General features: G+C 63.3%; 27 protein-coding genes. 19 read left to right on the top strand and 8 right to left on the bottom strand.

All coding sequences use genetic code 11. From position 1 onward, the window contains the following. Window positions 1-40 precede the first annotated feature (40 nt). The 6 genes from O7A70_RS01815 (at window position 41) to deoA (ending at window position 6,332) form a co-directional block, all read left to right on the top strand. Window positions 41-1,573, top strand: a complete 1,533-nt coding sequence (locus tag O7A70_RS01815; protein ID WP_140745252.1) for an ABC transporter ATP-binding protein — start codon at window positions 41-43, stop codon at window positions 1,571-1,573. Then, complete coding sequence (locus O7A70_RS01820) at window positions 1,570-2,709, top strand: ABC transporter permease (protein ID WP_337138779.1); 1,140 nt, start codon at window positions 1,570-1,572, stop codon at window positions 2,707-2,709. The genes O7A70_RS01815 and O7A70_RS01820 overlap by 4 nt, the downstream gene beginning before the upstream one ends. A 1-nt stretch (window position 2,710) precedes the next feature. After that, window positions 2,711-3,682: an ABC transporter permease gene (locus O7A70_RS01825; RefSeq protein ID WP_337138780.1), complete on the top strand. Its 972-nt coding sequence runs from the start codon at window positions 2,711-2,713 to the stop codon at window positions 3,680-3,682. 63 nt (window positions 3,683-3,745) lie between these two features. Beyond that, a complete protein-coding gene (cdd, locus tag O7A70_RS01830; RefSeq protein ID WP_337138781.1) occupies window positions 3,746-4,138 on the top strand; it encodes a cytidine deaminase in 393 nt (130 codons plus the stop codon). Window positions 4,139-4,203: 65 nt separating this feature from the next. After that, a complete protein-coding gene (locus O7A70_RS01835; RefSeq protein ID WP_337138782.1) occupies window positions 4,204-5,013 on the top strand; it encodes a purine-nucleoside phosphorylase in 810 nt (269 codons plus the stop codon). Next, window positions 5,013-6,332 (top strand): thymidine phosphorylase, encoded by a 1,320-nt coding sequence (deoA, locus tag O7A70_RS01840; protein WP_337138783.1) that lies wholly within the window; start codon window positions 5,013-5,015, stop codon window positions 6,330-6,332. Before O7A70_RS01835 ends, deoA begins: the two co-directional genes overlap by 1 nt. A 7-nt stretch (window positions 6,333-6,339) precedes the next feature. On the opposite strand, the gene O7A70_RS01845 is transcribed toward deoA, so the two are convergent. The 3 genes from O7A70_RS01845 to O7A70_RS01855 all read right to left on the bottom strand — a co-directional run bounded on the left by O7A70_RS01845 (window position 6,340) and on the right by O7A70_RS01855 (window position 9,509). Further along, window positions 6,340-6,903 carry a TIGR02281 family clan AA aspartic protease gene (locus tag O7A70_RS01845; RefSeq protein WP_337138784.1) on the bottom strand — a complete coding sequence of 188 codons (564 nt, stop codon included), beginning with the start codon at window positions 6,901-6,903 and terminating at the stop codon, window positions 6,340-6,342. 852 nt (window positions 6,904-7,755) lie between these two features. Continuing rightward, entirely contained in the window at window positions 7,756-8,385 is a 630-nt protein-coding gene (gene upp / locus O7A70_RS01850) for a uracil phosphoribosyltransferase (RefSeq protein WP_015315749.1), read from the bottom strand. 149 nt (window positions 8,386-8,534) lie between these two features. Further along, window positions 8,535-9,509 carry an adenosine deaminase gene (locus O7A70_RS01855; protein WP_337138785.1) on the bottom strand — a complete coding sequence of 325 codons (975 nt, stop codon included), beginning with the start codon at window positions 9,507-9,509 and terminating at the stop codon, window positions 8,535-8,537. A gap of 134 nt (window positions 9,510-9,643) precedes the next feature. Between O7A70_RS01855 and ubiE the strand changes: the two genes are divergently transcribed. The 3 genes from ubiE (at window position 9,644) to coaBC (ending at window position 13,628) form a co-directional block, all read left to right on the top strand. Then, entirely contained in the window at window positions 9,644-10,420 is a 777-nt protein-coding gene (ubiE, locus tag O7A70_RS01860) for a bifunctional demethylmenaquinone methyltransferase/2-methoxy-6-polyprenyl-1,4-benzoquinol methylase UbiE (RefSeq protein ID WP_337138786.1), read from the top strand. 70 nt (window positions 10,421-10,490) lie between these two features. After that, a complete protein-coding gene (gene ubiB / locus O7A70_RS01865; RefSeq protein ID WP_337138787.1) occupies window positions 10,491-12,065 on the top strand; it encodes a 2-polyprenylphenol 6-hydroxylase in 1,575 nt (524 codons plus the stop codon). A 90-nt stretch (window positions 12,066-12,155) separates the two neighbouring features. Beyond that, a complete protein-coding gene (gene coaBC, locus O7A70_RS01870; protein ID WP_337138788.1) occupies window positions 12,156-13,628 on the top strand; it encodes a bifunctional phosphopantothenoylcysteine decarboxylase/phosphopantothenate--cysteine ligase CoaBC in 1,473 nt (490 codons plus the stop codon). A 52-nt stretch (window positions 13,629-13,680) separates the two neighbouring features. On the opposite strand, the gene O7A70_RS01875 is transcribed toward coaBC, so the two are convergent. Together O7A70_RS01875 and O7A70_RS01880 are read right to left on the bottom strand one after the other, a co-directional pair. Beyond that, window positions 13,681-14,262 carry an invasion associated locus B family protein gene (locus O7A70_RS01875; RefSeq protein WP_337138789.1) on the bottom strand — a complete coding sequence of 194 codons (582 nt, stop codon included), beginning with the start codon at window positions 14,260-14,262 and terminating at the stop codon, window positions 13,681-13,683. Between the two features lie 183 nt (window positions 14,263-14,445). Continuing rightward, window positions 14,446-14,766 (bottom strand): hypothetical protein, encoded by a 321-nt coding sequence (locus tag O7A70_RS01880; protein ID WP_337138790.1) that lies wholly within the window; start codon window positions 14,764-14,766, stop codon window positions 14,446-14,448. A gap of 79 nt (window positions 14,767-14,845) precedes the next feature. Here O7A70_RS01880 and O7A70_RS01885 point away from each other — a divergent pair, with 79 nt between their 5' ends. Next, a complete protein-coding gene (locus O7A70_RS01885; RefSeq protein ID WP_442921147.1) occupies window positions 14,846-15,154 on the top strand; it encodes a hypothetical protein in 309 nt (102 codons plus the stop codon). Between the two features lie 127 nt (window positions 15,155-15,281). Next, complete coding sequence (locus O7A70_RS01890; protein ID WP_337138791.1) at window positions 15,282-15,758, top strand: NUDIX hydrolase; 477 nt, start codon at window positions 15,282-15,284, stop codon at window positions 15,756-15,758. Window positions 15,759-15,897: 139 nt separating this feature from the next. Here O7A70_RS01890 and O7A70_RS01895 read toward each other — a convergent pair whose 3' ends face one another. Together O7A70_RS01895 and O7A70_RS01900 are read right to left on the bottom strand one after the other, a co-directional pair. Then, entirely contained in the window at window positions 15,898-16,974 is a 1,077-nt protein-coding gene (locus tag O7A70_RS01895; protein ID WP_337138792.1) for an OmpA family protein, read from the bottom strand. An 88-nt stretch (window positions 16,975-17,062) separates the two neighbouring features. Further along, entirely contained in the window at window positions 17,063-17,602 is a 540-nt protein-coding gene (locus O7A70_RS01900) for a GNAT family N-acetyltransferase (protein ID WP_337129145.1), read from the bottom strand. 220 nt (window positions 17,603-17,822) lie between these two features. On the opposite strand from O7A70_RS01900, the gene O7A70_RS01905 reads away from it, so the two are divergent. Further along, window positions 17,823-18,278: a DUF2214 family protein gene (locus tag O7A70_RS01905; protein WP_337138793.1), complete on the top strand. Its 456-nt coding sequence runs from the start codon at window positions 17,823-17,825 to the stop codon at window positions 18,276-18,278. Here O7A70_RS01905 and nth read toward each other — a convergent pair. Further along, window positions 18,272-19,078 carry an endonuclease III gene (gene nth / locus O7A70_RS01910; RefSeq protein ID WP_337138794.1) on the bottom strand — a complete coding sequence of 269 codons (807 nt, stop codon included), beginning with the start codon at window positions 19,076-19,078 and terminating at the stop codon, window positions 18,272-18,274. The genes O7A70_RS01905 and nth overlap by 7 nt on opposite strands. Before the next feature lie 22 nt (window positions 19,079-19,100). On the opposite strand from nth, the gene O7A70_RS01915 reads away from it, so the two are divergent. The 7 genes from O7A70_RS01915 (at window position 19,101) to O7A70_RS01945 (ending at window position 23,655) form a co-directional block, all read left to right on the top strand. After that, the gene (locus O7A70_RS01915) at window positions 19,101-19,595 is read left to right on the top strand and encodes a DUF2244 domain-containing protein (RefSeq protein ID WP_027143023.1); all 495 of its coding nucleotides are present in this window, start codon (window positions 19,101-19,103) and stop codon (window positions 19,593-19,595) included. A gap of 137 nt (window positions 19,596-19,732) precedes the next feature. Further along, on the top strand, window positions 19,733-20,611 hold the full coding sequence (locus tag O7A70_RS01920; RefSeq protein ID WP_337138795.1) for a bifunctional helix-turn-helix domain-containing protein/methylated-DNA--[protein]-cysteine S-methyltransferase: 879 nt from the start codon (window positions 19,733-19,735) through the stop codon (window positions 20,609-20,611). A gap of 222 nt (window positions 20,612-20,833) precedes the next feature. Next, window positions 20,834-21,304: a hypothetical protein gene (locus tag O7A70_RS01925; protein ID WP_337138796.1), complete on the top strand. Its 471-nt coding sequence runs from the start codon at window positions 20,834-20,836 to the stop codon at window positions 21,302-21,304. 22 nt (window positions 21,305-21,326) lie between these two features. Next, window positions 21,327-21,719: a hypothetical protein gene (locus tag O7A70_RS01930; RefSeq protein WP_337138797.1), complete on the top strand. Its 393-nt coding sequence runs from the start codon at window positions 21,327-21,329 to the stop codon at window positions 21,717-21,719. Continuing rightward, window positions 21,686-22,204: a hypothetical protein gene (locus O7A70_RS01935; RefSeq protein WP_337138798.1), complete on the top strand. Its 519-nt coding sequence runs from the start codon at window positions 21,686-21,688 to the stop codon at window positions 22,202-22,204. Before O7A70_RS01930 ends, O7A70_RS01935 begins: the two co-directional genes overlap by 34 nt. Further along, window positions 22,179-22,661, top strand: a complete 483-nt coding sequence (locus O7A70_RS01940) for a hypothetical protein (protein WP_337138799.1) — start codon at window positions 22,179-22,181, stop codon at window positions 22,659-22,661. Before O7A70_RS01935 ends, O7A70_RS01940 begins: the two co-directional genes overlap by 26 nt. An 88-nt stretch (window positions 22,662-22,749) precedes the next feature. Further along, on the top strand, window positions 22,750-23,655 hold the full coding sequence (locus tag O7A70_RS01945) for a ribokinase (protein WP_337138800.1): 906 nt from the start codon (window positions 22,750-22,752) through the stop codon (window positions 23,653-23,655). Window position 23,656 lies beyond the last annotated feature (1 nt).

Here is a 23,656-nt window from a genome sequence, read left to right on the forward strand (position 1 = left end):
TCTTGACCAAGCGATAAAAAATAAGAGTGGGACGGGCTGCATGGCGCAAGCCGCAATCGAACTGATCGGCATCAACAAGAGTTTTGGCGCGGTGCGCGCCAACCGCGACATCAATCTGGAGATCGCGCGCGGCACCATCCACGGCATCGTCGGCGAGAACGGCGCCGGCAAGTCGACGCTGATGTCGATCCTCTATGGTTTCTACCAGGCCGACAGCGGCGAGATTCGTGTCGGCGGCCAGCCGGCGTCGATCAAGACTCCCAATGACGCGATCGCGCTCGGCATCGGCATGGTGCACCAGCATTTCATGCTGGTCGACAATTTCTCGGTGCTGGAGAACATCATCCTCGGCGCCGAAACCGATGCGCTTCTGAAGAGCAGCATCGCGAAGGCGCGCTCCGAGCTTGACCGGCTGGAGCGCGAATACGGGCTGGAAGTCGATCCCGATGCGATCATCGAGGAACTGCCAGTCGGCCTGCAGCAGCGTGTCGAAATCCTGAAGGCGCTTTATCGCGGCGCCGAAATCCTGATCCTCGACGAACCGACGGGCGTTTTGACGCCGGCCGAGGCCGACCACCTGTTCCGCATCCTCAGGCAATTGAAGGAACAGGGAAAGACGGTGGTGCTGATCACCCACAAGCTGCGCGAGATCATGGCCATCACCGACACCGTGTCGGTGATGCGTCAGGGCACGATGGTGGCGACCAGGGAGACCAGGAAAACCACTGTCGAGGAACTGGCGGAACTGATGGTCGGGCGGCGCGTGCTGCTGAGGGTCGAAAAGGGCGAGGCCGAGGCCGGTGCCGTCAAGCTCGTGGTCAAGAACCTGACGGTCAGGGATTCCCGCGGCGTCACCATGGTCGACGACGTCTCCTTCGATTTGCGCGCCGGCGAGATCGTCGGCATCGCCGGCGTCGCCGGCAACGGCCAATCCGAACTGCTCGAGGCGATTTCCGGCATCAGGCATGCCGTTTCCGGTTCCGTGATGCTCGAGGGCAAGCCGATCGATCTCACCGGCAAGGCCGATCCCGGCGAATTGCGCGACCGCGGCCTCGCCCACGTGCCGGAAGACCGCCATCATGTCGGGCTGGTGCTGGCCTTCGAGGAGAACGAGAATTCCATCCTCGGCTACCATGACGATCCCCGCTACCTCAAAGGACCGTTCCTCAACATCGATGCCATCATGGCCGATGCCAGGGACAAGATCGAGAAATACGACATCCGTCCCGGCAATCCGCGCCTGAAGACCGCCAATTTCTCCGGCGGCAACCAACAGAAGATCGTGCTCGCACGTGAAATCGAACAGGACCCGGGCGTGCTGATCGTCGGCCAGCCGACGCGCGGCGTCGATGTGGGCGCCATCGAATTCATCCACAAGCGCCTGATCGCCATGCGCGACCAGGGCAAGGCGGTGCTGGTGGTCTCGGTCGAGCTCGACGAGATCCGTTCGCTTTCCGACCGCATCCTGGTGATGTTTGCCGGCCGCATCGTCGGCGAGCGCGGCCCCGACGCGACCGAAGGCGAGCTTGGCTTGCTGATGGCCGGTGTCGAGCATCAGGAGGCCGCGCAATGAGCACCCCTTACGCCAAATTGCCGGCCTGGGCCGACTATGGGCTGATCCCGCTGATCAACCTGTCGGTCGCCTTCATCGTCGCCGGCTTCGTCGTCATGCTGGTCGGCGAAAACCCGTTCCGCGCCGCCGTCATCCTGGTCGAAGGCGCCTTCGGCAAGGGAACAGGCATCGCCTTCACCCTGTTCTATGCCACGACCTTCATATTCACCGGGCTTTCGGTGGCGGTGGCGGCGCATTGCGGCCTGTTCAACATCGGCACCGAGGGACAGGCCTACATCGCCGGCCTCGGCATCGCCATCGTCTGTCTTTCCTTCGACAGCACTCTGCCCTGGTGGCTGACATTTCCGCTGGCCATCGTCGCTTCGGCGCTTGTGGGCGCATTGTGGGCGCTGATCCCCGCCTACCTGCAGGCCAGGCGCGGCTCGCACATCGTCATCACGACGATCATGTTCAACTTCATCGCCGCCTCGATCATGGTCTACCTGCTGGTCGGTCCGTTGAAACCGGCGGGGTCGCAGGCGCCACAGACGCGCAACTTCCTCGCCGGCGCGGAACTGCCGAAGCTCAACTGGATCATCGAACTGTTCGGCGCCAAGATCCGCTCGGCGCCTCTCAACATCTGCTTCCTGCTGGCGCTGGTGATGGCCTTCCTGGTCTGGCTGCTGATCTGGCGCACCAGGCTCGGCTACGAGATGCGCACCTATGGCCACAGCCCGAAGGCGGCTCGCTATGCCGGCATTTCGGAAACCCGCATCATCATTACCGCGATGATGATCTCGGGCGCGCTGGCCGGAATGATGGCGCTCAATCCGGTGATGGGCGACCAGCACAATGTCGCGATCGACTTTGTTTCGGGCGCCGGTTTCGTCGGTATCGCCGTGGCGCTGATGGGCCGCCTGCATCCGGTCGGCATCGTGCTGGCGGCGATCCTGTTCGGCATGCTCTACCAGGGCGGTGCCGAACTCGCCTTCGAGATGCCGGCGATCAGCCGCGACATGATCGTCATCATTCAAGGGTTGGTCATCCTCTTCGCCGGCGCGCTGGAGCACATGTTCAGGCCCTATATCCAGGCTCTGTTCGCTTCGTTCAGCCCGAAATCGGTGGGCATGCAGGCGGTCACCGGGAAGGGTGCCTGAAATGGATATCTTCAACGCAATCATCCAGGTGCTGGACTCGACCATCCGACTGTCGGTGCCGCTGCTTCTTGCCTGCCTCGCCGGCCTCTATTCGGAGCGGGCCGGCATTTTCGACATCGGCCTCGAAGGCAAGATGCTGGTCGGCGCCTTCGCGGGTGCTGCCGCGGCTTCCGTGTTCCATTCGGCGCTCATCGGTCTCGGCATGGCGATCCTGATCTCTGTCGCCTTCGCGATGGTGCACGGCTTTGCCTCGATCACCCATCGCGGCAACCAGATCGTTTCGGGCGTGGCGATCAACTTCGTCGCCGCCGGATCGACCATCATCCTCGGCCAGGCCTGGTTCCAGCAGGGCGGCCGCACGCCGGCGCTGCAACCGGGCGAGCGGTTCGAGGCGATCATCTGGCCTGGCGCCGACGCGGCCAGGGACGTGCCTGTCATCGGTCCGATCTATGCCGAACTGATCTCCGGCCACTCGATCCTCGTCTATTTCGCCTTTGCGATGGTGCCGTTCACCTGGTGGGTGCTGTTTCGCACGCGCTTCGGTCTCCGGCTGCGCGCGGTCGGCGAAAATCCGGCCGCGGTCGACACCGCCGGCATCTCGGTCGCCTGGCTGCGCTACCGCGCGCTGATCTGCACCGGCATCCTCACCGGCGTCGCCGGCGCCTATCTGTCAATGGTGCAGAATGGTGGCTTCGTGAAGGACATGACCGCCGGCAAGGGCTACATCGCGCTGGCGGCGCTGATCTTCGCCAAATGGAAGCCGGTCAACGCCATGTTCGCCTGCTTGCTGTTCGGTTTCCTCGACGCGGCGTCGATCCGCCTGCAGGGGACACCGCTGCCCATTGTCGGCAAGGTGTCGGTGCAGTTCATGCAGGCGCTGCCTTATGTGCTGACTGTCATCCTGCTCGCCGGCTTCATCGGCAAGGCCATCCCGCCGCGCGCCGGCGGCGTGCCCTACGTCAAGGAACGCTAAGGGTCGACAGTTCGGCGGACGAAGCACCGGGTTTTGGACACGATCATCGGAGAAAACAACTGAATGTCGCATGATCTGTTCGAAGCGGCCAAGTCCGCCATGGCCAAGGCCTATGCGCCCTACTCGAAGTTCCCGGTGGGTGCCGCCTTGCGCACCGAGGACGGACGCATCTTCACCGGCGCCAACATCGAGATCGCCTCTTATCCCGAGGGCTGGTGCGCCGAGACCACCGCGCTTGGCCACTACATCATGGGCGGCGGCGGCAAGATCGTGGAAATCGCCGTCCTTGCCGAACGCATGGCCAAATGCTCGCCTTGCGGCGGCTGCCGCCAGCGGCTGGCCGAATTCTGCCGTCCGGAAACGAAGCTCTATCTGTGCGACAACACCGGCGTGGCCGAGACCGTGACCATGGGCGACATGCTGCCCTATGGTTTTCGCGGCGACATTCTCAAATGACAAGCTGGCTCAAATGACAAGCTGGCTCAAAATGAAAAGCTGGATCAAATGATGCGTAGGCCGAGATGACGGAAAAGGCGCTGGACCATCTTATCGAAAGGCTCGACGGCCTGGCGCCGTCGACCGCGCTGGTGCTGGGTTCGGGCCTGGGCGGCCTGGTCGACCGGATCGAGAATCCCATCCGCGTCTCCTATGCCGACCTGCCCGGCTTTCCCCGGAGCGGTGTCAGCGGCCATGCCGGCGAAGTGGTGGCCGGGCTGTTTGCCGGCGTTCCGGTGCTGATGCTGTCCGGCCGCGCCCACTACTACGAGCATGGCGTTGCGGCCGCGATGCGGCCGGTGCTGGAAGTGCTTGCCGGCATCGGCATCACGAAACTGATCCTCACCAACGCAGCCGGTTCGGTCGATCCGGATATGCCGCCGGGCTCGGTGATGCTGCTCACCGACCACATCAACTTCTCCGGCACCAATCCGCTGATCGGCGAGCCGAGCGACCGCCGTTTCGTCGGCCTCACCGAAGCTTATGATGCCGGCATCCGCGACGCGATCGAACGCGCGGCGAAGGCGACCGGCACAGCGCTGCACAAGGGCGTCTATATGTGGTTCTCGGGCCCCTGCTTCGAGACGCCGGCCGAAATCCGCATGGCGCGCATCATGGGCGCCAATGCCGTCGGCATGTCGACCGTGCCGGAAGTCATTCTCGCGCGTTTCCTCGGCCTGCGCGTCGCCGCTTGCTCGGTCATCACCAACCTGGCCGCGGGCATGACCGGCGCCGAGCTTTCGCACCAGGAAACCAAGGACATGGCGCCGGTTGGCGGATCGCGGCTGGCAACGGTGCTGCAGCGCGTGTTCCGTGACGGGCTGCTGGAGAGCTGATGCTTCCACAGGAAATCATCCGTCACAAGCGCGACGGCCATAGGCTGGCGCCTCACGAAATCGCCGCCTTCATCGACGGCGTGACGTCGGGCACCGTAACCGACGGCCAGGTCGCGGCCTTCGCCATGGCGGTATTCTTCAACGGTATGAACCGCGACGAGGCCGTGGCGATGACGCTTGCCATGCGTGATTCCGGCGACGTGCTCGACTGGTCGGATTTGCCGGGCCCCGTCACCGACAAACATTCGACGGGCGGTGTCGGCGACAATGTCTCGCTCATGCTGGCGCCGATCGTCGCCGCCTGCGGTGCCTATGTGCCGATGATCTCGGGCCGAGGTCTCGGCCATACCGGCGGCACGCTGGACAAGATGGATGCCATTCCCGGCTACATCAGCCAGCCCGACATCGCGCTGTTCCGCAAGGCGGTGCTGGAAACAGGCTGCGCCATCATCGGCCAGACCGCCGATCTGGCACCTGCCGATCGCCGGCTCTACGCCATCCGCGACGTCACCGGAACCGTGGAATCGGTGCCGCTGATCACCGCATCGATCCTGTCGAAGAAGCTCGCGGCAGGCCTGCAATCGCTGGTGCTCGACGTCAAGGTCGGCAACGGCGCCTTCATGGAAAAATCCCGCGATGCGACCGCGCTCGCCAACAGCCTGGTCGAGGTTGCCAGCGGCGCCGGGCTGAAGGTCTCGGCGCTGATCACCGGCATGAACGAGCCGCTGGCCTCGGCCGCCGGCAATGCCGTCGAGGTGCGCAACGCCGTCGATTTCCTGACCGGCCGCTTGCGCGACCGGCGGCTGGAGGACGTGACGCTGGCGCTTGCCGCTGAAATGCTGCAGTCGGCGGGGCTGGTATCGTCCAACCAGGACGGGATGCGCCGCGCCACCGAGACGCTCGCCAGCGGCCGCGCCGCCGTCACCTTCGCGCGCATGGTGACTGTGCTTGGCGGTCCTGCGGATTTCATCGAGAAGCCGGAAAATTACCTGCCCGGGGCGGCAACGGAATTCGCGGTCAAGGCGACGACGGACGGTTTCGTTACCGGCATAGCCACCCGCGACATCGGCCTCGCGGTGGTCGGGCTGGGCGGCGGGCGCACACGGCCCGACGACAAGATCGATCCCGCGGTCGGCATCACCAGGCTGCTGCCCATAGGCGCGGAAGTAAACGCCGGAGATGCGCTGGCGCTGATCCACGCCCGCTCACCCTCCGATGCCGAAGCGGCTGCCGCGGCTGTGCTTTCAGCCTATGCGATCGGTGCTTCGAAGCCGGTCGCCGACAAGTCGGTCATCCGGCGGATTCTGCCGCGCGGCTGAGTGGACCCTACTGAACCAGCAGCAATGTGCCGTTCTCGGCCTGGTATTTGCCGAGCCGGCTGAGAAAACTCATGCCGATCAGATTGGTGCGCAGTGCCTTGTCGTCGAGCACGATCGCCTGCACACCGTCGACGCTGATGCTGCCGATCTGCAGGCGGTCGATCATCACCACGGCTGCCTTGATAACGCCGTTGGCGGTGCTGACCTCATGACTGAAATCGGAAGGATTGAGCGACAGCCCGATCCTGCGCGCCGTCGACGTATTGACCGCCACCAGCGTCGCGCCGGTGTCGATCATGCCGTCGACCTGACGGCCGTTGAGCTTGAAGGTGGACGAGAAGTGTCCGCGCCCGTCAGCCGCAACCACAACCTTGCGGCCGGTCGGCAGCGGCGCCACCGGTTTGCCGGGAACAGACGCCAGACTGGCCTCGGGTTGCGTCTCGGCCCCGGGCTTGGCCGTCACCGCCGATTTCAGCAGGTTTTCGAATATTCGCGGATTTGACTGGTAGACAACCGGGATCGATGCCGACGCACCGGCAAAGACGCTGAGAATAAGAAGCTTGCGCAGCATGGATCGGCCTTTGTGAAAGTCGACACTTACCACGTCATGATGTTTGCTTTTTTAACGCAGGCCGAAACCGCAGGTCTTCGTAAACGAACCGTATCGGGCCGGGAATCGTCAGCCTATATCAGTAGTGTTGCTCCTGGCCTACGCGAATTTATGGATCAATGACGGCTTCGCTATTCGTGAAAACGCCTGCTGAAACATGGATTCGCTAACGCCTGGCATTAGAGAGGACAGTTTGCCAAATAAGTATTGGGGATCCGTTGCGCTACGTGGGAAGGAGATTAGCGTCATTGGAATGTCGTTTCTTGACAACGATTCAATCAGATTTGCGAACTTGCGATACAAAACGCCAATCTGTTCATCCGCATGGTCCGTCTCCCACAGTCCTCCCGCAACCGGGGAGCCGTCTGGCGAGGCAGTTGTTATTTCCTGCACGTAAGCTCGACTGGCCGCGGCATCCTCAAACCGTCGGACCGGAATGACGACGTGATCTATCTTAATGCCAGCAGCCAAGACCGCGTCCACATTCTCACATAGAAATGGACTCTTGATTATTCTCGGGCCGCACGGATCAAAGATCCCTCTTTCCAGGCCGGCTCGGGCTTTCGGAGAATAATCTGTCGCCGACCATTCGCCGGTATCCAGACCAAGCTCCGTTAGCAGCTCGACAAGATAAGTGGGCCCAGCCCTCCCCGTCCCACTGATGAAGATCCGCCTTGTGTCATTCGTGGGGCGCCTTAATCGAGGCAAGAATCCGAGTATGGGTAACACGACGAAAATACCTTGGATGCCAGAGAACTACTGCTCAATTCGCCGGTACGGGGACGTTTTATAGACCTAAGAGGATCAGACGGCCTATTTCGTCCCGTACATGCGGTCGCCGGCGTCGCCAAGACCGGGCATGATGTAGCCCTTCTCGTTGAGCTGGCGATCGATGGACGCGGTGAAGACCGGAACATCCGGATGCGCCTTGGTAAAGCGCTCGATGCCTTCGGGCGCCGCCAGCAGGCACAGGAAGCGGATATTGGTGGCGCCGCGCTCCTTCAACTTGTCGATCGCCGCGATCGCCGAATTGGCTGTCGCCAGCATCGGGTCGACGACGATGACCAGCCGGTCGGCGAGGTCGCTCGGCGCCTTGAAGAAATACTCGACAGCCTCCAGCGTCTCGTGATCGCGATAGAGGCCGACATGGGCGACGCGGGCCGCCGGCACCAGGTCGAGCAGGCCTTCGAGCAAGCCGTTGCCGGCGCGCAGGACCGAGGCGAAGACCAGTTTCTTGCCCTCCAGCGTCGGAGCTTCCATCGTCTCCATGGGCGTTTCGATCGTTGTCGTCGTCAGTTCGAGATTGCGGGTGACCTCATAGCCGAGCAGCAGCGAAATCTCGCGCAGCAGCCGCCGGAAGCCGGCCGTCGAGGTCTCCTTCTTGCGCATGATGGTCAGCTTGTGCTGGACAAGCGGATGGTCGACGACGGTGACGCCCTTCATGATGTTCTCCTGATGCGGTGTCGCCCGAAACCGCGCGCATGGACCCTTTCGGACGTGTCGCGCTTCAAGCTGCTTGGGCGAACCCTAGCGGTATTGGACCGGCCAAGGAACCGCTTGGCCCGCATCGACCACAGCTTTGTCAAAAGAAATCAGCGAGCGGCACTGTTCAGCCGGGCAAGAAGCGCCGCTTTGGTCTTGCGGTCGATGAAAGCCGCCTCGATGGCCGTCCTGGTGACCGCGGCGAGCGCTTTCTCATTCATCGCGAAATGCTCCGCCGCAATGTCGTATTCGCGCTTCAGCGAGGTCCAGAAATAGGGTGGGTCGTCGGAGTTGAGCGTCACCTTGCAGCCCGCCGCCTGCAGGGCCGGAAACGGATGGTCGGCGAAACTGTCGAAGACCTTGAGCGCGATGTTGGAACCGGGGCAGCACTCCAGCACGACGCCCTCATCAGCGATGCGCCGGACAAGGTCGGGATTTTCGATGGCGCGCACGCCATGGCCGATGCGCGACGGGCGGATATGGTCGAGTGCCGCCTGGACAGTCTCCCAGCCCGTCAGTTCGCCGGCATGGACGGTGATGCCGAGCCCGGCCTCCCGCGCGATCTCGAAAGCCCTGACGTAGTCTTCCATGTCGCCCGTGCGCTCGTCGCCGGCGACGCCGAAACCGGTGACCAGCGGATGGCCGCAGCGTGCCGCGAAGCGTGCCGCCCGCTCGATCGATTCGACGCCGACATGGCGCACGCCGGTGACGATCATGCGGCCCTCTATGCCGGTCTTGGCCTTGGCGCGCAGCATGCCTTCGCCGAGCGCATCGGTGTAGGCCTTGGGCGACAGTCCGGCTTTCGTCGCGTGGTCCGGCGAGGTGAACACCTCGGAGTAGATTGCCCCGTCGCGGGCCAGGCTGGTCAGATAATGGTCGGCCAGCCGCGCGTAATCCTCCTCGGTCCGGAACAGGTCGGCGGAAAAATCATAGGCCGCGAGAAAGGAGGTGAAATCCTGCCAGACGAAGGACCCGTTCTGGATATAGGGCGAGGTATCCTTGCCGTATTTCTGCGCCTGGCGGATGACGAGATCTGGCGCCGCTGCCCCTTCGATGTGGCAGTGCAGTTCCGCTTTCAAAGGCATTCAAACATCCCGTCGGTCAGTCCAGGTCTTGAAAACCCACCACCTGGAAGCGCGGCTGAACACCGCGCCTTAAACAATAGCGCCCGCATCATCGATCGGCTATGGTCCCGCCGGTTTTATGACGGATCAAAAAAATGTCAGTTGAGAGAACCACGGCCGCCGGCGGCATGGAAACCTCCTATGGTTTCAAGCGTGTAGGGGAAGGCGAGAAGCAGTCCCTGGTCAACGATGTTTTCCGCAAGGTCGCCAATCGCTACGACCTGATGAACGACCTGATGTCAGGCGGCCTGCACCGGCTGTGGAAGGATGCCATGGTCGCCTGGCTCAATCCGCCCAAGCGCTCGGGCTGGCGTGTGCTCGATGTTGCCGGTGGCACCGGCGACATCGCCTTCCGCATCGTCGATGCCAGCCATGGCCATGCCCATGCCACCGTGCTCGACATCAACGGCTCGATGCTCGCTGTCGGCCGTGACAGGGCCGAAAAGAAGGGCCTGTCCGGCAACACCGATTTCGTCGAGGCCAACGCCGAGGAACTGCCCTTCCCTGACGCCAGTTTCGACGCCTACACCATCGCGTTCGGCATTCGCAACGTCCCGCATATCGACGTGGCCCTGGACGAGGCGTTCCGCGTGCTGAAGCCCGGCGGCCGCCTTCTGTGCCTGGAGTTTTCCGAGGTCGAGATGCCGTTGCTCGACAAGGTCTACGAAGCCTGGTCGTTCAATGCCATTCCCAGGATCGGCAAGTTGGTCACCGGCGACGGCGAGCCCTATTCCTATCTGGTCGAATCGATCGCGAAATTCCCCAATCAGCAAAACTTCGCGGCGATGATTTCCCGCGCCGGCTTCGATCGCGTCTCCTTCCGCAACTATTCAGGCGGCATAGCGGCCCTGCATTCGGGCTGGAAGCTTTGACGCCGTCGCCCATCTCCAACACGCGACGTGCCTTGCGCCAGTTCAACGAACCGGTGGGGCGGACGCGGCCATGAGCACCGTCAGCGCGGGGTTCCGGCTCGTACGGGCCGGTTGGGTGCTGGTGCGCGAAGGCGTCGTCGCTGCCTTGCCCGGCGAGGAACTGTCCGGCCTGCCGAAATTCGGCTGGCGGCTGGCGCGGCTGTTCACCCGCCGCCGCGCGCTTGCCTATGAGCGTAGCGATCGGCTGGCCAAGGCAGTGGTCCGGCTCGGGCCTTCCTATGTCAAGCTTGGCCAGTTCCTGGCGACGCGGCCCGATGTCGTCGGCAACGACATGGCGCTCGATCTCGCCATGCTGCAGGACAAGATGCACACCTTCCCGACGGCCGAGGCGGTCGCGGCGATCGAAGCCTCGCTCGGGCGCAAGCTCGGCGATCTCTACAAGCAATTCGGCGATCCGGTCGCCGCCGCCTCCATCGCTCAGGTCCATGCCGCTGAAACCGTCGATGGTGGCGTCGCCAGGAAGGTGGCGGTCAAGGTCATCCGGCCAGGCGTGCGCCGCCGCTTCTTCCAGGACCTCGAAAGCTATTTCCTCGCCGCCCGCCTGCAGGAAAAATACATACCATCGTCGCGCCGGCTGAGGCCGGTCGAAGTAACCGAGACGCTGGCGCAGACCACCAGGATCGAGATGGACCTGCGCCTCGAGGCGGCCGCGCTCTCGGAACTTGGCCAAAGCACCAGGGAAGACCCTGGCTTTCGCGTCCCTTCGGTGGACTGGGAACGCACCGGTCGCGACGTGCTGACCATGGAATGGGTCGACGGCGTCAAGATGAACGATATCGCCAGCCTGCAAAGCGCCGGCCATGACCTGAAGGCGATCGCCGCCAATCTCATCCAGTCCTTCCTGCGCCATACACTGCGCGACGGCTTCTTCCACGCCGACATGCATCCGGGCAATCTGTTCGTCGAGGCAAACGGCACCATCGTCGCCGTCGATCTCGGCATTGCCGGACGCCTCGGCAAGAAGGAGCGCCGCTTCCTCGCCGAGATCCTCTACGGCTTCATCACACGCGACTATCTGCGCGTCGCCGAGGTGCATTTCGAGGCCGGCTATGTGCCGCGCCAGCACAACGTCTCCGCCTTCGCGCAGGCGATCCGTGCGATCGGCGAGCCGATCCACGGCCAGCCGGCCGAAACCATTTCCATGGCCAAGCTTTTGACGCTGCTGTTCGAGGTGACCGAACTCTTCGACATGGCGACACGGCCTGAATTGATCCTGCTGCAGAAAACGATGGTGGTGGTCGAGGGCGTGGCGCGCACGCTCGATCCGGCTTTCAACATGTGGAGGACCGCCGAGCCGGTAGTCAGTGGCTGGATAGCCGGTAACCTCGGGCCGCGCGGCTTGCTGACCGACGCACGCGACGGCGGCAAGGCGATGCTGGCGCTTATCCGCCAGGCGCCGGAACTCGCGGCCCGTACGGAACGGCTGTCGCGAGAGATCGACCTGATGGCCGAGCACGGCCTGCGCTTCGATGAAGCGACCGCCCGCGCCATTGGCAAGGCCGAGGCACGCTACAGCCGTTCTGGCCGTGTGGCGCTGTGGGTGATCGCGCTGACGCTGGTCTATATCGCCTGGAAGCTTCTTTAGGGCCAGCCTTCGCTCCGAGGCCTGCGACTTGCGGCGATTTGATTGCATTGCTATCATCGCAATCAGGCAAGATGAGCAGAGTGCAATCATATGGCCAGCATCACGATCCGCAACCTTGATGATGAGGTCAAGGAACTGCTGCGCCAGCTGGCGGCGGAAAACGATCGCTCCATGGAAGAACAGGCGCGGGTGATGATCCGGGCCGCTGTCGACGGCCAGATCGGCCCGGTTGGCCGTCTCGATCAGATCGAGAAAGCCCTCCTTGAACTGGCCAATTCGCAAGGCGCCCCGACCGTGGCGTCGGCCTTGGCAGTCAAGAGCTTGCCGCGAGGCACACTTTCCAACAAGCGCATCCTGCTCATCATCGGCGGCGGCATCGCCGCCTACAAGGCGCTCGATCTGATCCGCCGGCTGCGCGAGCGTGGTGCGGCGGTGCGGGTGGTCATGACGTCGGCGGCGCAGGAATTCGTGACGACGCTGTCGGTCGGGGCGCTCTCCGCCGACCATGTCTTCACCGACATGTTCGACCGCAACGATGAACACGATGTCGGCCACATCAGGCTATCGCGCGAGGCGGACCTCCTGGTGGTGGCGCCCGCAACCGCCGACCTGATGGCCAAGCTCGCCAATGGCCATGCCAACGATCTGGCCTCGACCGTCCTCATCGCCGCCGACAAGCCGGTGCTGATGGCCCCGGCGATGAACCCGAAGATGTGGTCGCATCCCGCCACCCGCCGCAACCGCGCGACCTTGGGCAAGGACGGCGTCACCTTCGTCGGCCCCGCCAAGGGTGAGATGGCCGAGAGCAACGAGGCCGGCGAAGGCCGCATGGCCGAACCGCTGGAGATCGTCGCCGCGGTCGAGGCGCTGCTCGATGCCGGCCCCAAGCCGCTGGCGGGGCGCAGGATCATCGTCACGTCAGGCCCGACGCACGAGCCGATCGATCCCGTGCGCTATATCGCCAACCGGTCGTCCGGCAAGCAGGGCCACGCCATCGCCGCGGCATTGGCAAGGCTTGGCGCCGATGTCCGACTTGTCTCCGGTCCCGTAGGCATTGCCGACCCAGCCGGCGTGAAAACCATACATGTCGAGCGAGCGCAGGAAATGCGCGACGCGGTGGAGCAGCTTCTGCCCGCCGACGCCGCGGTATTCGTCGCCGCTGTTGCCGACTGGCGCACCGAGAATTCGGCCGGTGAGAAGATCAAGAAGGTTGCGGGCGAAGGTCCGCCGGTGCTGCGCATGGTCGAGAACCCCGACATCCTGGCTGGTGTCGGTCACCACGGGCGGCGACCCGGCCTGGTCGTCGGCTTTGCCGCCGAGACGCAGGATCTCCTGCGCAACGCCGAGGCCAAGCTCAGCAAGAAAGGTGCCGATCTCATCGTCGCCAACGATGTGTCGCAGACCAGCGGCATCGGTCCTTCAGGCGTGATGGGCGGCGATCGCAACCGGGTCCGGATCGTGTCTAGGAACGGCGTCGAGGAATGGCCTGAAATGACCAAGGACGAGGTCGCGGCGCGGCTCGCCGCGCTCATCGCCGAGCGGTTGAAAACGATCGTCGTCTGACAAGTGTTGGCGGAAGCCGCCAATATCCTGTCGCCTGCGGTGCGCTAGGCCGTCAGTTGGCCAAAAGCTCAGCCGTGCGGGCAAGCGCCCCGCCGAAGCCATTGAGCGGAATTGAAAAGCTTACGACTTGCCCGGTATCGGCCGCGAACGCGTCGATCTTGAGCGTGGTGCCGTTCTTCAGCAGCGGCGTGACATTGGCATCGAACGCCACCGGCACAAGGCAGCCGACCACCTGGCAGGTGTTGAACGGCAGGCTGCCATCGAGCTTCTGGTCATCTATGGTCAGCGCAACACCCTTGGCAAGCGCCAGGCCGAACGGCAGGGCAAGGGTTCCGGTCGCATCCTCGCCGGTCTTGCTCGACAGCTCGATCGCCAGCAGCCGCTGGTTGCTTTGCTTGTTGAACTGCTGATGCGACAGGCTGCAGACCTTGTTCGTGCCCGATATCTGGCAATTGACCGTCCAGTCGCCGTGAGTTTCGGACAAGGCCGATGCACCACCGGGCAGCTGCGGCGCGTCAACTGCGGCGGGCGGTGTTGCCGTCACCTTGTCGCTCTTGGTTTGCGCCGACATGGCCGGCAGGCCGGCGATGCAGGCAGCACCCAGCACTGCTGCGAAATACGCGTATTTCCCCATCAAGACCTCTCCCGGCTCCGCCTCGAGCCAGTCCAGAAACTGACCTTGAGAGACGCGCTGACTGCATTCTGTTTGACCGTTTCCCCGAAGGCGCCATTATACCTGACGGACATGCCGACGCATTGACGCCTTTCGGCTCGAGGCCGGCGCCGACCCGATAGAGCGGCGAATCGATCGCTCCCGTCAAGTGCAATGCCGGGTTGCCGGGCAGATTCTCCGCAGCCGCAAAGTGGCCACTGCGCCATCTGGAACACGCCCGGATCGGTGAGTGCCGGAACCCGGATCCTGCGCCAGTTCGAGGAAGGTCGGATCGGCGTAGAGAACGAGATTGGTGCCGTTATCCACCTTGAACTGGACGTTGAAGTCCACTGCCGGATGCAAGGTCTTCGCCTCTATGCCGGAATCGGCCATCGCCGAACCCTTGGCCACCACATATTCGGTGAACAGCTTGTCGATCGACAGGAAGTTCAGCGGAGCTTCGCCGTCGAGGTTGTTGAGGTCCACGTCGTATTCCCGCCATGGCATCGCAGGACAAACACCCTATATATCTGGTGCGATGAGGTTTTTTTGCAGGAATGAGCGGATGTACATGCGTCGTACACCTATGAGTTTCGTACTGGCGGTACTGGCCGGGGCGGCTTTCGTCGGCTTTGCATCGCCTGCTTCCGCGCAGATGCTCGATCCTGCGGCCAGAAACAATGTGCTCATCCAGCAGAATGACCTGCAGGCCTTGCAGAGCCGGGTTCAGCGGCAGCAATTTCAGCAGCAGCAACAGCAGTATCGTGCCCAGGATCGCGTTATCGTCCAGCAGCCGCCGCCTGTCGTTCCGCAGGTCAGGCCGAGCTGCCAGACGCAGATAATCGGCAACACCGCCGTCAGCACCTGCCGCTGATCGACGGGCATCTTCTTTTATTTAGCCGACTTACATGGTAGGGCACTTTAGGTGCCCCTGCGGCAGTTTGGATTTTGCAAAGGCGTCGCATCACGCTAAGGGGCATTGCAGCGACTGGATTATCAAGATGGCAGCCACCAAGAAAAAGGCCGTGCGCCAGGCCAAGAAAGGCGAAAGGATCCGCCAGGTGGCGGCCATTCCCTTTCGGCTGAACCCGCGCGGCGGTATCGAGGTGATGCTGGTCACATCGAGAACGACGAGACGCTTCATCGTCCCGAAGGGATGGCCGATGAAAGGCAAGAGCGGGCGCAAGGCAGCCACCATCGAGGCGCTGGAGGAAGCCGGCGTGCTTGGCAAAACGCTGAAGCAGCCGGCGGGCACCTATTCCTACTGGAAACGCTTGGCCAACCGCTTTGTCCGCGTCGACGTCATCGTGTTTCTGCTGGAAGTGACGGAAGAGCTTGCCGACTGGCAGGAGGCCAAACGGCGGCAGCGGGCCTGGCTGGCGCCGGCCGAGGCCGCGATGCTCATCGACGAACCCGATCTCTCGACGCTGGTGAACACCTTGGCGCTGCCCAAGCCCGCGCCGCTCGAGCAGGCATAAGCCTCAATTGTCCGTGCCCTCATCTCCAGGAAGCGGCCGTGCCGGCGGGCCGCTATAGGCCCACAGCCATTCGCGCGGAAAAGTGTGGGTTCCCGTCCGGATTGCGTCGCAACAAAGAATTTGAAGCGCTCGAAAGCGCTTAGTTCAACTTGACCAGAACCACCCGACGGTTCTTGGCGCGGCCGGTCTCCTCGTCATTGCTGGCGACGGGCGCCATCATGCCGGCTCCGGCAGCCGTAAGCCGCGACCCATCGATCCCGTATTTCGCCACGAGCGCCGCCTTGACCGCCTGCGCCCGCCGGGACGACAGGTCTAGGTTGTAATCGAAGGCGCCTTGATTGTCGGTGTGGCCGACGACGATCACGGTCATCCCGGGCTCATTGGTCAAAAGCGTCGAAATCTCCTTCAGCGTCGGCTCGGACTCCGGCTTGATGTCAGCCTTGTCGGTGTCGAAGAAGATGCCGTAGAGGGAGATGCTGCCGGTGGCGGAGAGCGAGTCCGCCATCTTGGCCGCTTCGACGACCACCATTTTCTTGTCGCGCGCCTTGGGTTCCAGCACCTGCACTACGGCGACGGTGCGACCGTTGAGTTCCTTGCAGTAGAGATTGTCGGTCAACGAATAAGTCTGCACCGTGACATAGGCGTCGCCGCCGTCCTGCGGCACCTTGGCCGAGAAATAGCGCTGGTCGTTGATGCCGGTAGCCAACGCGCAAGCGCCATTGGAGAATGCCGCGTCCTTGAGATCGCTTTCATGGAAGGAATACATCGTCAGGCTCATGTCGCCGCCGCCGCCGCTCGACGAGCGGTCGGCAGCGCCGCCACATTCCTCCTTCTTGCACTCGAACAGGACTTCGCCTCCTGCTCCCTTGATCACATCCTGATAATTGCGCAGCACCTCGAGCGGCGAGCGCTCGGCCGGCAGCACATAGGCGATACGGGTCAGCGCACCCTCCACCTCGGCCTTCTTGTCCGGCGCGAAAACGCGATTGTTCATGGCGTCGCGCGCGTTGGGATCTGCACTTGGCTTCAGGGGCGACAGCGGTACGCTGAAGTCGGTAAAAGCAAGCTTTGCGTAGGACACGATGAAAGAGCCTTCGTAGCGCTTGGCCAGTTGATTGTCGGCGGCGCCCGCGATATCGGCGGTCGGCACCGTCGCGTCGGCTGCCGCGAGCCGCACTGTCAGCGCGAGAACAAGCCCCGCCCAGAAAACCCTCATGATTGTCGACTTTAATGCATGCATCGATCGATCCCCTCGCTTGAGGCTCGATGCTAGCAGAGCGGGTATGTCCAGTCGATGACGCCGCTCAGGGCAGCCGCTCCAGCAGGATCATCGGGGCGTCGTGATAGAGGATCTGCGTCAATTCGGTATAGCCGCACTTCCTGGCGACGTTCAAGGAGGCCGTATTGTCGGGATCGATGATGCAGACGGTTCTGGCAAGTCCGAACGTCTCGTTGCCCCAGCCATGCACGCGGCTGACGATCTCCGTGGCAAGGCCGGCGCCGTGCGCGGCCGGAGCGAGCGCCCACCCCGCCTCGGGGATACCTTCGATCGACGGCTCCATGTCGCGCTTCAGATCGTGGAACCCGGCCTCGCCGACGAAGCGGCCAGTCGCTTTCTCCTCGATGGCCCAGAAGCCGTAGCCGATCAGCGACCACAGGCCGGCGTGGCGCAGGAAGCGCATCCAGCTTTCTTCACGCGTGCGCGGCTTGCCGCCGATGAAACGGGTGACGACGGGGTCGGCCCACATCGTGGCATAGGCATCGAAATCGCCGAGCCGGTGTGCCCGCAGGATGGTTCGCGGCGTCTCGATGACCGGGGCGATGGTCGCTTGCGTCGTGTTCATTGGATTTGCCTCGCGTTACGGCCTGCGGTTAGCAAATCGCCGGCGCGGTGCAAGAGCCAGGAAACCAGGAACCATCATCCAAGCCGCAACGTCCGGCAGCCTTCACGACATCCGGGCGCTATGGGATTTTCGCGCGGCGGTGTTATTTTCGACGCCGGCTGATTCAGCGCGTCCCAATTTTTCAGGCGCCGGCCACTGCCGCCGATCCAAGGAAACCCGCATGGACACCACCGACCTCGTGCTCGCCATCATCCACCATCTGCTGGTGTTCTCGCTAGCCGGGATCATCGGCGCCGAATTCGTGCTGATCCGTGGCGACCTGCCCGCCGCGACGCTCAAGCGGCTCGCCGGCATCGACCGTCACTACGGCATCATCGCCGCGCTCATCATCATCGTCGGCATCGGCCGTGTCGTCTGGGGGCTCAAGGGTTGGGAGTTCTACGTCTACAACTGGGTGTTCTGGGCCAAGATGGCGGCATTCGGCACCGTCGGCCTGCTGTCGATCATCCCGACCGTGCGTTTCATTTCCTGGAGCCGGCAGGCGAGCGCCAATCCTGCCTTCGCCGTGCCTGTCGGCGAACTGGCCTCGGTGAAGACCTATATCCGCGCCGAGGCGTTCGTCTTCCTGCTGATCCCGGTTTTCGCCGCGGCGATGGCGCGTGGCTACGGCTACTGATCGTCGGCGGCAATCGTTTCAAGCGGAGCGATCGGCACCAGCGGTGCCGGAATGCTGGTCGTCTTCACCTCTGCCTTGCAGATATCGGCGATAACGCAGGCCGGACAATCCGGCTTGCGCGCCTTGCAGACATAGCGGCCATGCAAGATCAGCCAGTGATGCGCATGGCGGATATATTCGTCCGGGATGATCTTCAGAAGTTCCTGCTCGACCTGTTCCGGGGTCTTGCCAGGCGCCAGGCCAAGCCGGTTGCCGATGCGCAAGATGTGGGTGTCGACCGCCATCGTATGCTGGCCGAAGGCCATGTTGAGCACGACATTGGCGGTCTTGCGCCCGACACCGGGCAGCTTGACCAGCTCATCGCGGTCATTGGGCACCTCGCCGCCATGGTCGCGGATCAACGCCTCCGATAGTGCGATGACGTTCTTGGCCTTGTTGCGCCAGAGCCCGATGGTCCTGACATAGTCGCCGACCTTGGCTTCACCCAGCGCCAGCATCTTTTGCGGCGTATCGGCGGCCTTGAACAAAGCCCGCGTCGCTTTGTTGACGCCGGCATCGGTGGCTTGCGCCGACAGCACCACCGCCACCAGCAGCGTGAAGGGGTTGACGTGTTCGAGCTCGCCCTTCGGCTCTGGCCGCTGCACCGAAAAGCGTCGGAAAATCTCGTGCACTTCGGCCGGGCTGTAGCGCGAAGTCCGCCGAGCGGGACGTGGACCCGGCTTGGCATTGGAGCCGTCGCGCCGTCCGGACGGCGGCTCTTTTTCGGGCATGGAAGATTCTTTGGACTTGGGGCTGGCCATTTCCCTCCTATAATATCCTGTCATGAGCGACACAAACGCCTCGTTTCAGGCTGATGAGCCCTTCTTTCACGCATTGCTGACCCCACACCGGTCGCTCGGCCGGACGGGCTTCCTGATCCTGATGGGCGCACTGATGTTCGGCTGGCTGGTCACGGGTGCGTTTTTCCTGTCGCGCGGCGCCTGGCCGGTGTTCGGCTTCTTCGGCCTCGACGTGATTGCCGTCTATATCGCCTTCCGCGTCAATTATCGGGCCGCACGCGCCCGCGAGGAAGTGTCGGTCTCGCGCACCAGCCTCGATATCCGGAAGACGGCCCCCTCGGGAAAATCGGAAGCGCACCGCTTCAACCCTTTCTGGGCGCGGTTTTCGGTCGCCCGTCACGCCGAGATCGGCATCACCAGAATGATCGTGGAAGCACAGGGCCAGAACGTGCCGATCGGCGGCTTCCTCGACCCCGATTCCCGCGAGAGCTTCGCCACCGCCTTCGCGCGCGCGCTGGCGACCGCCAAGGCGCGCTAAAGCAATTCCAGGAAAACAAGCGGTTTTCCGTCCGGGCTCGAAGCCGGAGTCTATCTGGGCAAGCGCTGCAAGAAGGCAAGTTTCGGGTGGCGATCGGCGCCCCAAGAGGCGATATTCTGGCCCAAGGAGACAGGTCCATGAGCACACACACGGCAGTCCTCAAGAAGGACATCACGCCCGAGGGCAGCGACTACGAGATCGTGCGCCGCGCCATCGAGAAGATCAGCCTCGACTATCGCGACCAGCCATCGCTGGAAGAACTGGCCGAGGAAGTCGGCGAGACGCCGACCGGCTTGCAAAAACTCTTCACCCGCTGGGCCGGCCTGTCACCCAAGGCCTTCCTGCAGGCGGTGACGCTGGACCATGCGCGCAAGCTGCTCGATTCCGGCATGCCGCTGCTCGAAACCTCATTTGAACTGGGCATGTCCGGTCCGGGCCGGCTGCACGACCTGTTCGTCACCCATGAGGCAATGTCGCCGGGCGACTACAAGACGCGCGGCGCTGGCCTCACCATCCGTTACGGCTATCACCCCTCCCCGTTCGGCACTGCCTTGATCATGGCCACGGATCGCGGGCTTGCCGGCCTCGCCTTCTGCGACGCCGGCGAGGAGCGCGCCGCCTTCGCCGACATGTCCGGCCGCTGGCCCAACGCCCTCTATGTCGAGGACAGGGAAGCGACAGGCCCCTATGCCGCGCGCATCTTCGAGCCGACGTTGTGGCGCGCCGATCAGCCGCTGCACGTCGTCATGATCGGCACCGACTTTCAGGTCCGCGTCTGGGAGGCCTTGCTGCGGATCCCGATAGGCAAGGCCCGCACCTATTCCTCGATCGCCGCCAGCATCGGCGCGCCGAGCGCCAGCCGCGCGGTCGGCGCCGCCAACGGCGCCAACCCGCTCTCTTTCGTGGTGCCTTGCCACCGCGCCATCGGCAAATCAGGCGATCTCACCGGCTATCACTGGGGCCTGACCCGCAAACGCGCCATCCTCGGCTGGGAAGCGGGGCAGATTTCGTCCTGAAATGTCGATTTTTAATTCCGGTTCCAAGGAATATATGAATATTCGCATTGCGAAGTATTAGTGAGAATTATTTCGAGAATTTCTGGACACAACCGGCGACAACCATCGGTTTCTTCACCGCCGTTGTTTTGGCGGTTTATTTAAGTTTACGCTAAATTAACCATGCTAAAGCGATGATGACCCATATTAATTCGGACATTCCGACTTAATAGGAGGGTTTCGATGACGTTGTTTCGCGCCGCTTTCGGCGCAACTCTGTTGGTCGCGTGCCTGGACCAGGCTGCGATGGCCACACAGCAGAATGTCATTTTCAACGGCACGGTCACCGCGACCTGCACGCTTGTCGTCGCCACCAACGGCACGATGACGGTAAGCCCCGACCTTCAGTCGCTGAGCTCGCACAACAGCGGCGGTTCGGCTGGAACAGTCACGCTCACCACCACCGGGGGTGTTTCGCTGAGCGTTGATCCGGTGACCCTCACCACCGTGCCGGCCGCCGACAGCACGGCCATCACCTGGACACCGACCTATTCGGCCAGCGGCGCCCACACGATTTCGGAAACGGCGTCCTCCACCGCCCTGACAGTCCCCGGCGCCGACCTTGTATCGGTCCATCTCGCCGGCACCAAGGGCGGCAGCAATCGCTTCGCGAACGGCAACTATCAGGCAACGGTAACGCTGCGTTGCGAATGACGTCCCCGCGAAGGAGGGGTCCTTGAAACATGCTCTGAACCTGGCGACGGCGCTGGCTGTCGGATTGATGCCCATTGCCGCGGGCGCCCAGTCGATGTCGCCGATGCGGGGTGAGGTCAACAGTTTCACCGACGCCTTCGCGATCCGCGTGTTCCCCGCCAATCCCTACGGCCAGAAGATAAAGGTCGAAATCCACGTCTACGATCAGAATTTTCAGCCAGTGGACGCCAAGATCTCTCCGAACGTCTTCCAACTGGGCTCGCAGGCTTCCCGTCCCGTCCTTGTGGTCGTGCCCTTCGGCGGCGCTGCCGAGCGTAAAGTGCGTATCTGTACCGAGAGCATCCCCTTTCCCAATCAACAGACGCAGATAAAGGCACAGATATGCGGAAAGTTTTTTGGGCACCGCAAGTCCTGACAGTCGCGTTTGCGGCAATGTGGGCGGGGATCTCGCCGGCGCTGGCCGAGGATGTCTACAACCTCAACCAGAACGAGAGCGGCTTCAATTTGCCGGGCGTGACGTTGCCTCAGGGCCAGGACGAGGTCCACGCCTCCGACGGCACCACCTGCCGTTCGGCGGTGTCGGGCACCGGCGCCTATTTCGACCTCGGCGTTATCAGAGGCAACAGCCAGTCGAACAACGACGTCGCCACCTACGGCCGCGTGGTGATTCCGATCGGTCGTACGCCGAAGCGTGTCGATTGCAGCCGCCTCTATGAACTCGAGGTCGAGCGCCTGCAACTGGAGCTGAAACTGCTCAAGATGGGCCTCGGCGGCGACGGCCCGACGGCGAGCGTGGCCGCTAGCGCTCCCACGCCCGTGGCCGCATCACCCGGATGGGCCAACGAAGGCTGGAACATCAGGACCGGAAGCGGCGATGGCAAGAAAAAGAAGAAGAAATAACCGGGCGCTGCTTGCGATGGCCGCGCTCGCCGGCTTCTGCCTTCCGGCGCAGGCGGCGATCATCGGCACCTGCACCATCATGGTCGGGGCATCGGGAACGATGACCGCAAATCCGGCCATCGGCATACTCGGATCCAAGCAGGCAGGCGGATCGAGCGCCAGTGCCACCGTGGTGGCAAGCTCCACGCTGTGCTCGCTGTTCAACCTGCTGGACTGTTATTCGGTTTCAGCGCCGGCGCCTGTGGTATTCTCGTCCGCGCCGAGCGGCGGTGGCACCAACGTGACCTTCGTCTCGGTCTTCCGCCTCGATGGCTCGGGCGTCGACAACAATGGGGGCGTGCCGCAAAGGGTCGTCAACGGCACCCACGCCATGCAGGTCGACCTCACCGCCACCAAATCGAGCGGTATCTTTCCCGCCGGCAACTATCAGGGCATCGTCACCGTGCGATGCGAGTGAGGCGGCAAATTGTGCTGGACCATTCGCGTGGTCTGGCATCGAACGGCCTGGCAGGATAGCTTCCCCTGCATTCAGCAGGAGGCATTTCTTGATTATCGTAGTCGGCTCGATCAACCTCGACCTTATCGCCAATGTCGACCGCTTGCCGAGCCCCGGTGAGACGGTGAGCGGGTCCGGTTTCACGACGGCGCCCGGCGGCAAGGGCGCCAACCAGGCGCTCGCCGCCGCACGTGCCGGTGCTCAGGTGCGCATGGTCGGCGCCGTCGGCAAGGACAATTTCGCACCCGAGGCTCTGGCGTTGCTGCGCGAGGCCAAGGTCGACCTGTCGGGCGTGGGAGAGACCTTTGCCTCGACCGGCACGGCGCTGATCATGGTCGGCGACGACGGCGAGAACATCATCGCCGTGGTTGCCGGCGCCAATGCTTCCGTGGTGCCCGGCGACCTCTCCAAGGCTTTTCTGAAAAAGGGCGACGTCGTGCTGCTGCAGCATGAGATTCCGCTCGCGACGATCGATGCGGCCCTCGACCAGGCAAGGGCGGCCGGCGCGGTCACCGTGCTCAACACGGCTCCGTTCCACGCCAAAGCGGCAGGCTTCCTCGGCAAGGCTGACTACGTCGTAGCCAACGAAACCGAGTTCGACCTCTATGGCGAGGCCCTGGCGCTCAGCGGCCGCGATCGGAAGGCGCGCATGCGCGATTTTGCCGGGAAAACCGGACGCGCCATCATCGTCACGCTTGGCGGCGAAGGCGTGACGGCGGCGACGCCGAGCGATTTCCTGACCGTTCCCGCGTTGAAGATCACGCCGGTCGACACGGTCGGGGCCGGCGACACATTCTGCGGCTATTTCGCGGCCGGCGTGGCGTCGGGCCTCACGCTCGAACAGGCATTGGCGCGTGCCGGCGCCGCCGGCTCGCTGGCTTGCGTCAAGCCCGGCGCCCAGCCGGCAATCCCGCTGGCGAAAGACGTCGACCAGGCCTTGCAGGAAACCCGTTGAG

Origin of the sequence: Mesorhizobium sp. Cs1299R1N1 (genome assembly GCF_037179655.1) — a bacterium.
GTDB classification, from domain to species: Bacteria; Pseudomonadota; Alphaproteobacteria; order Rhizobiales; family Rhizobiaceae; genus Mesorhizobium; species Mesorhizobium salmacidum.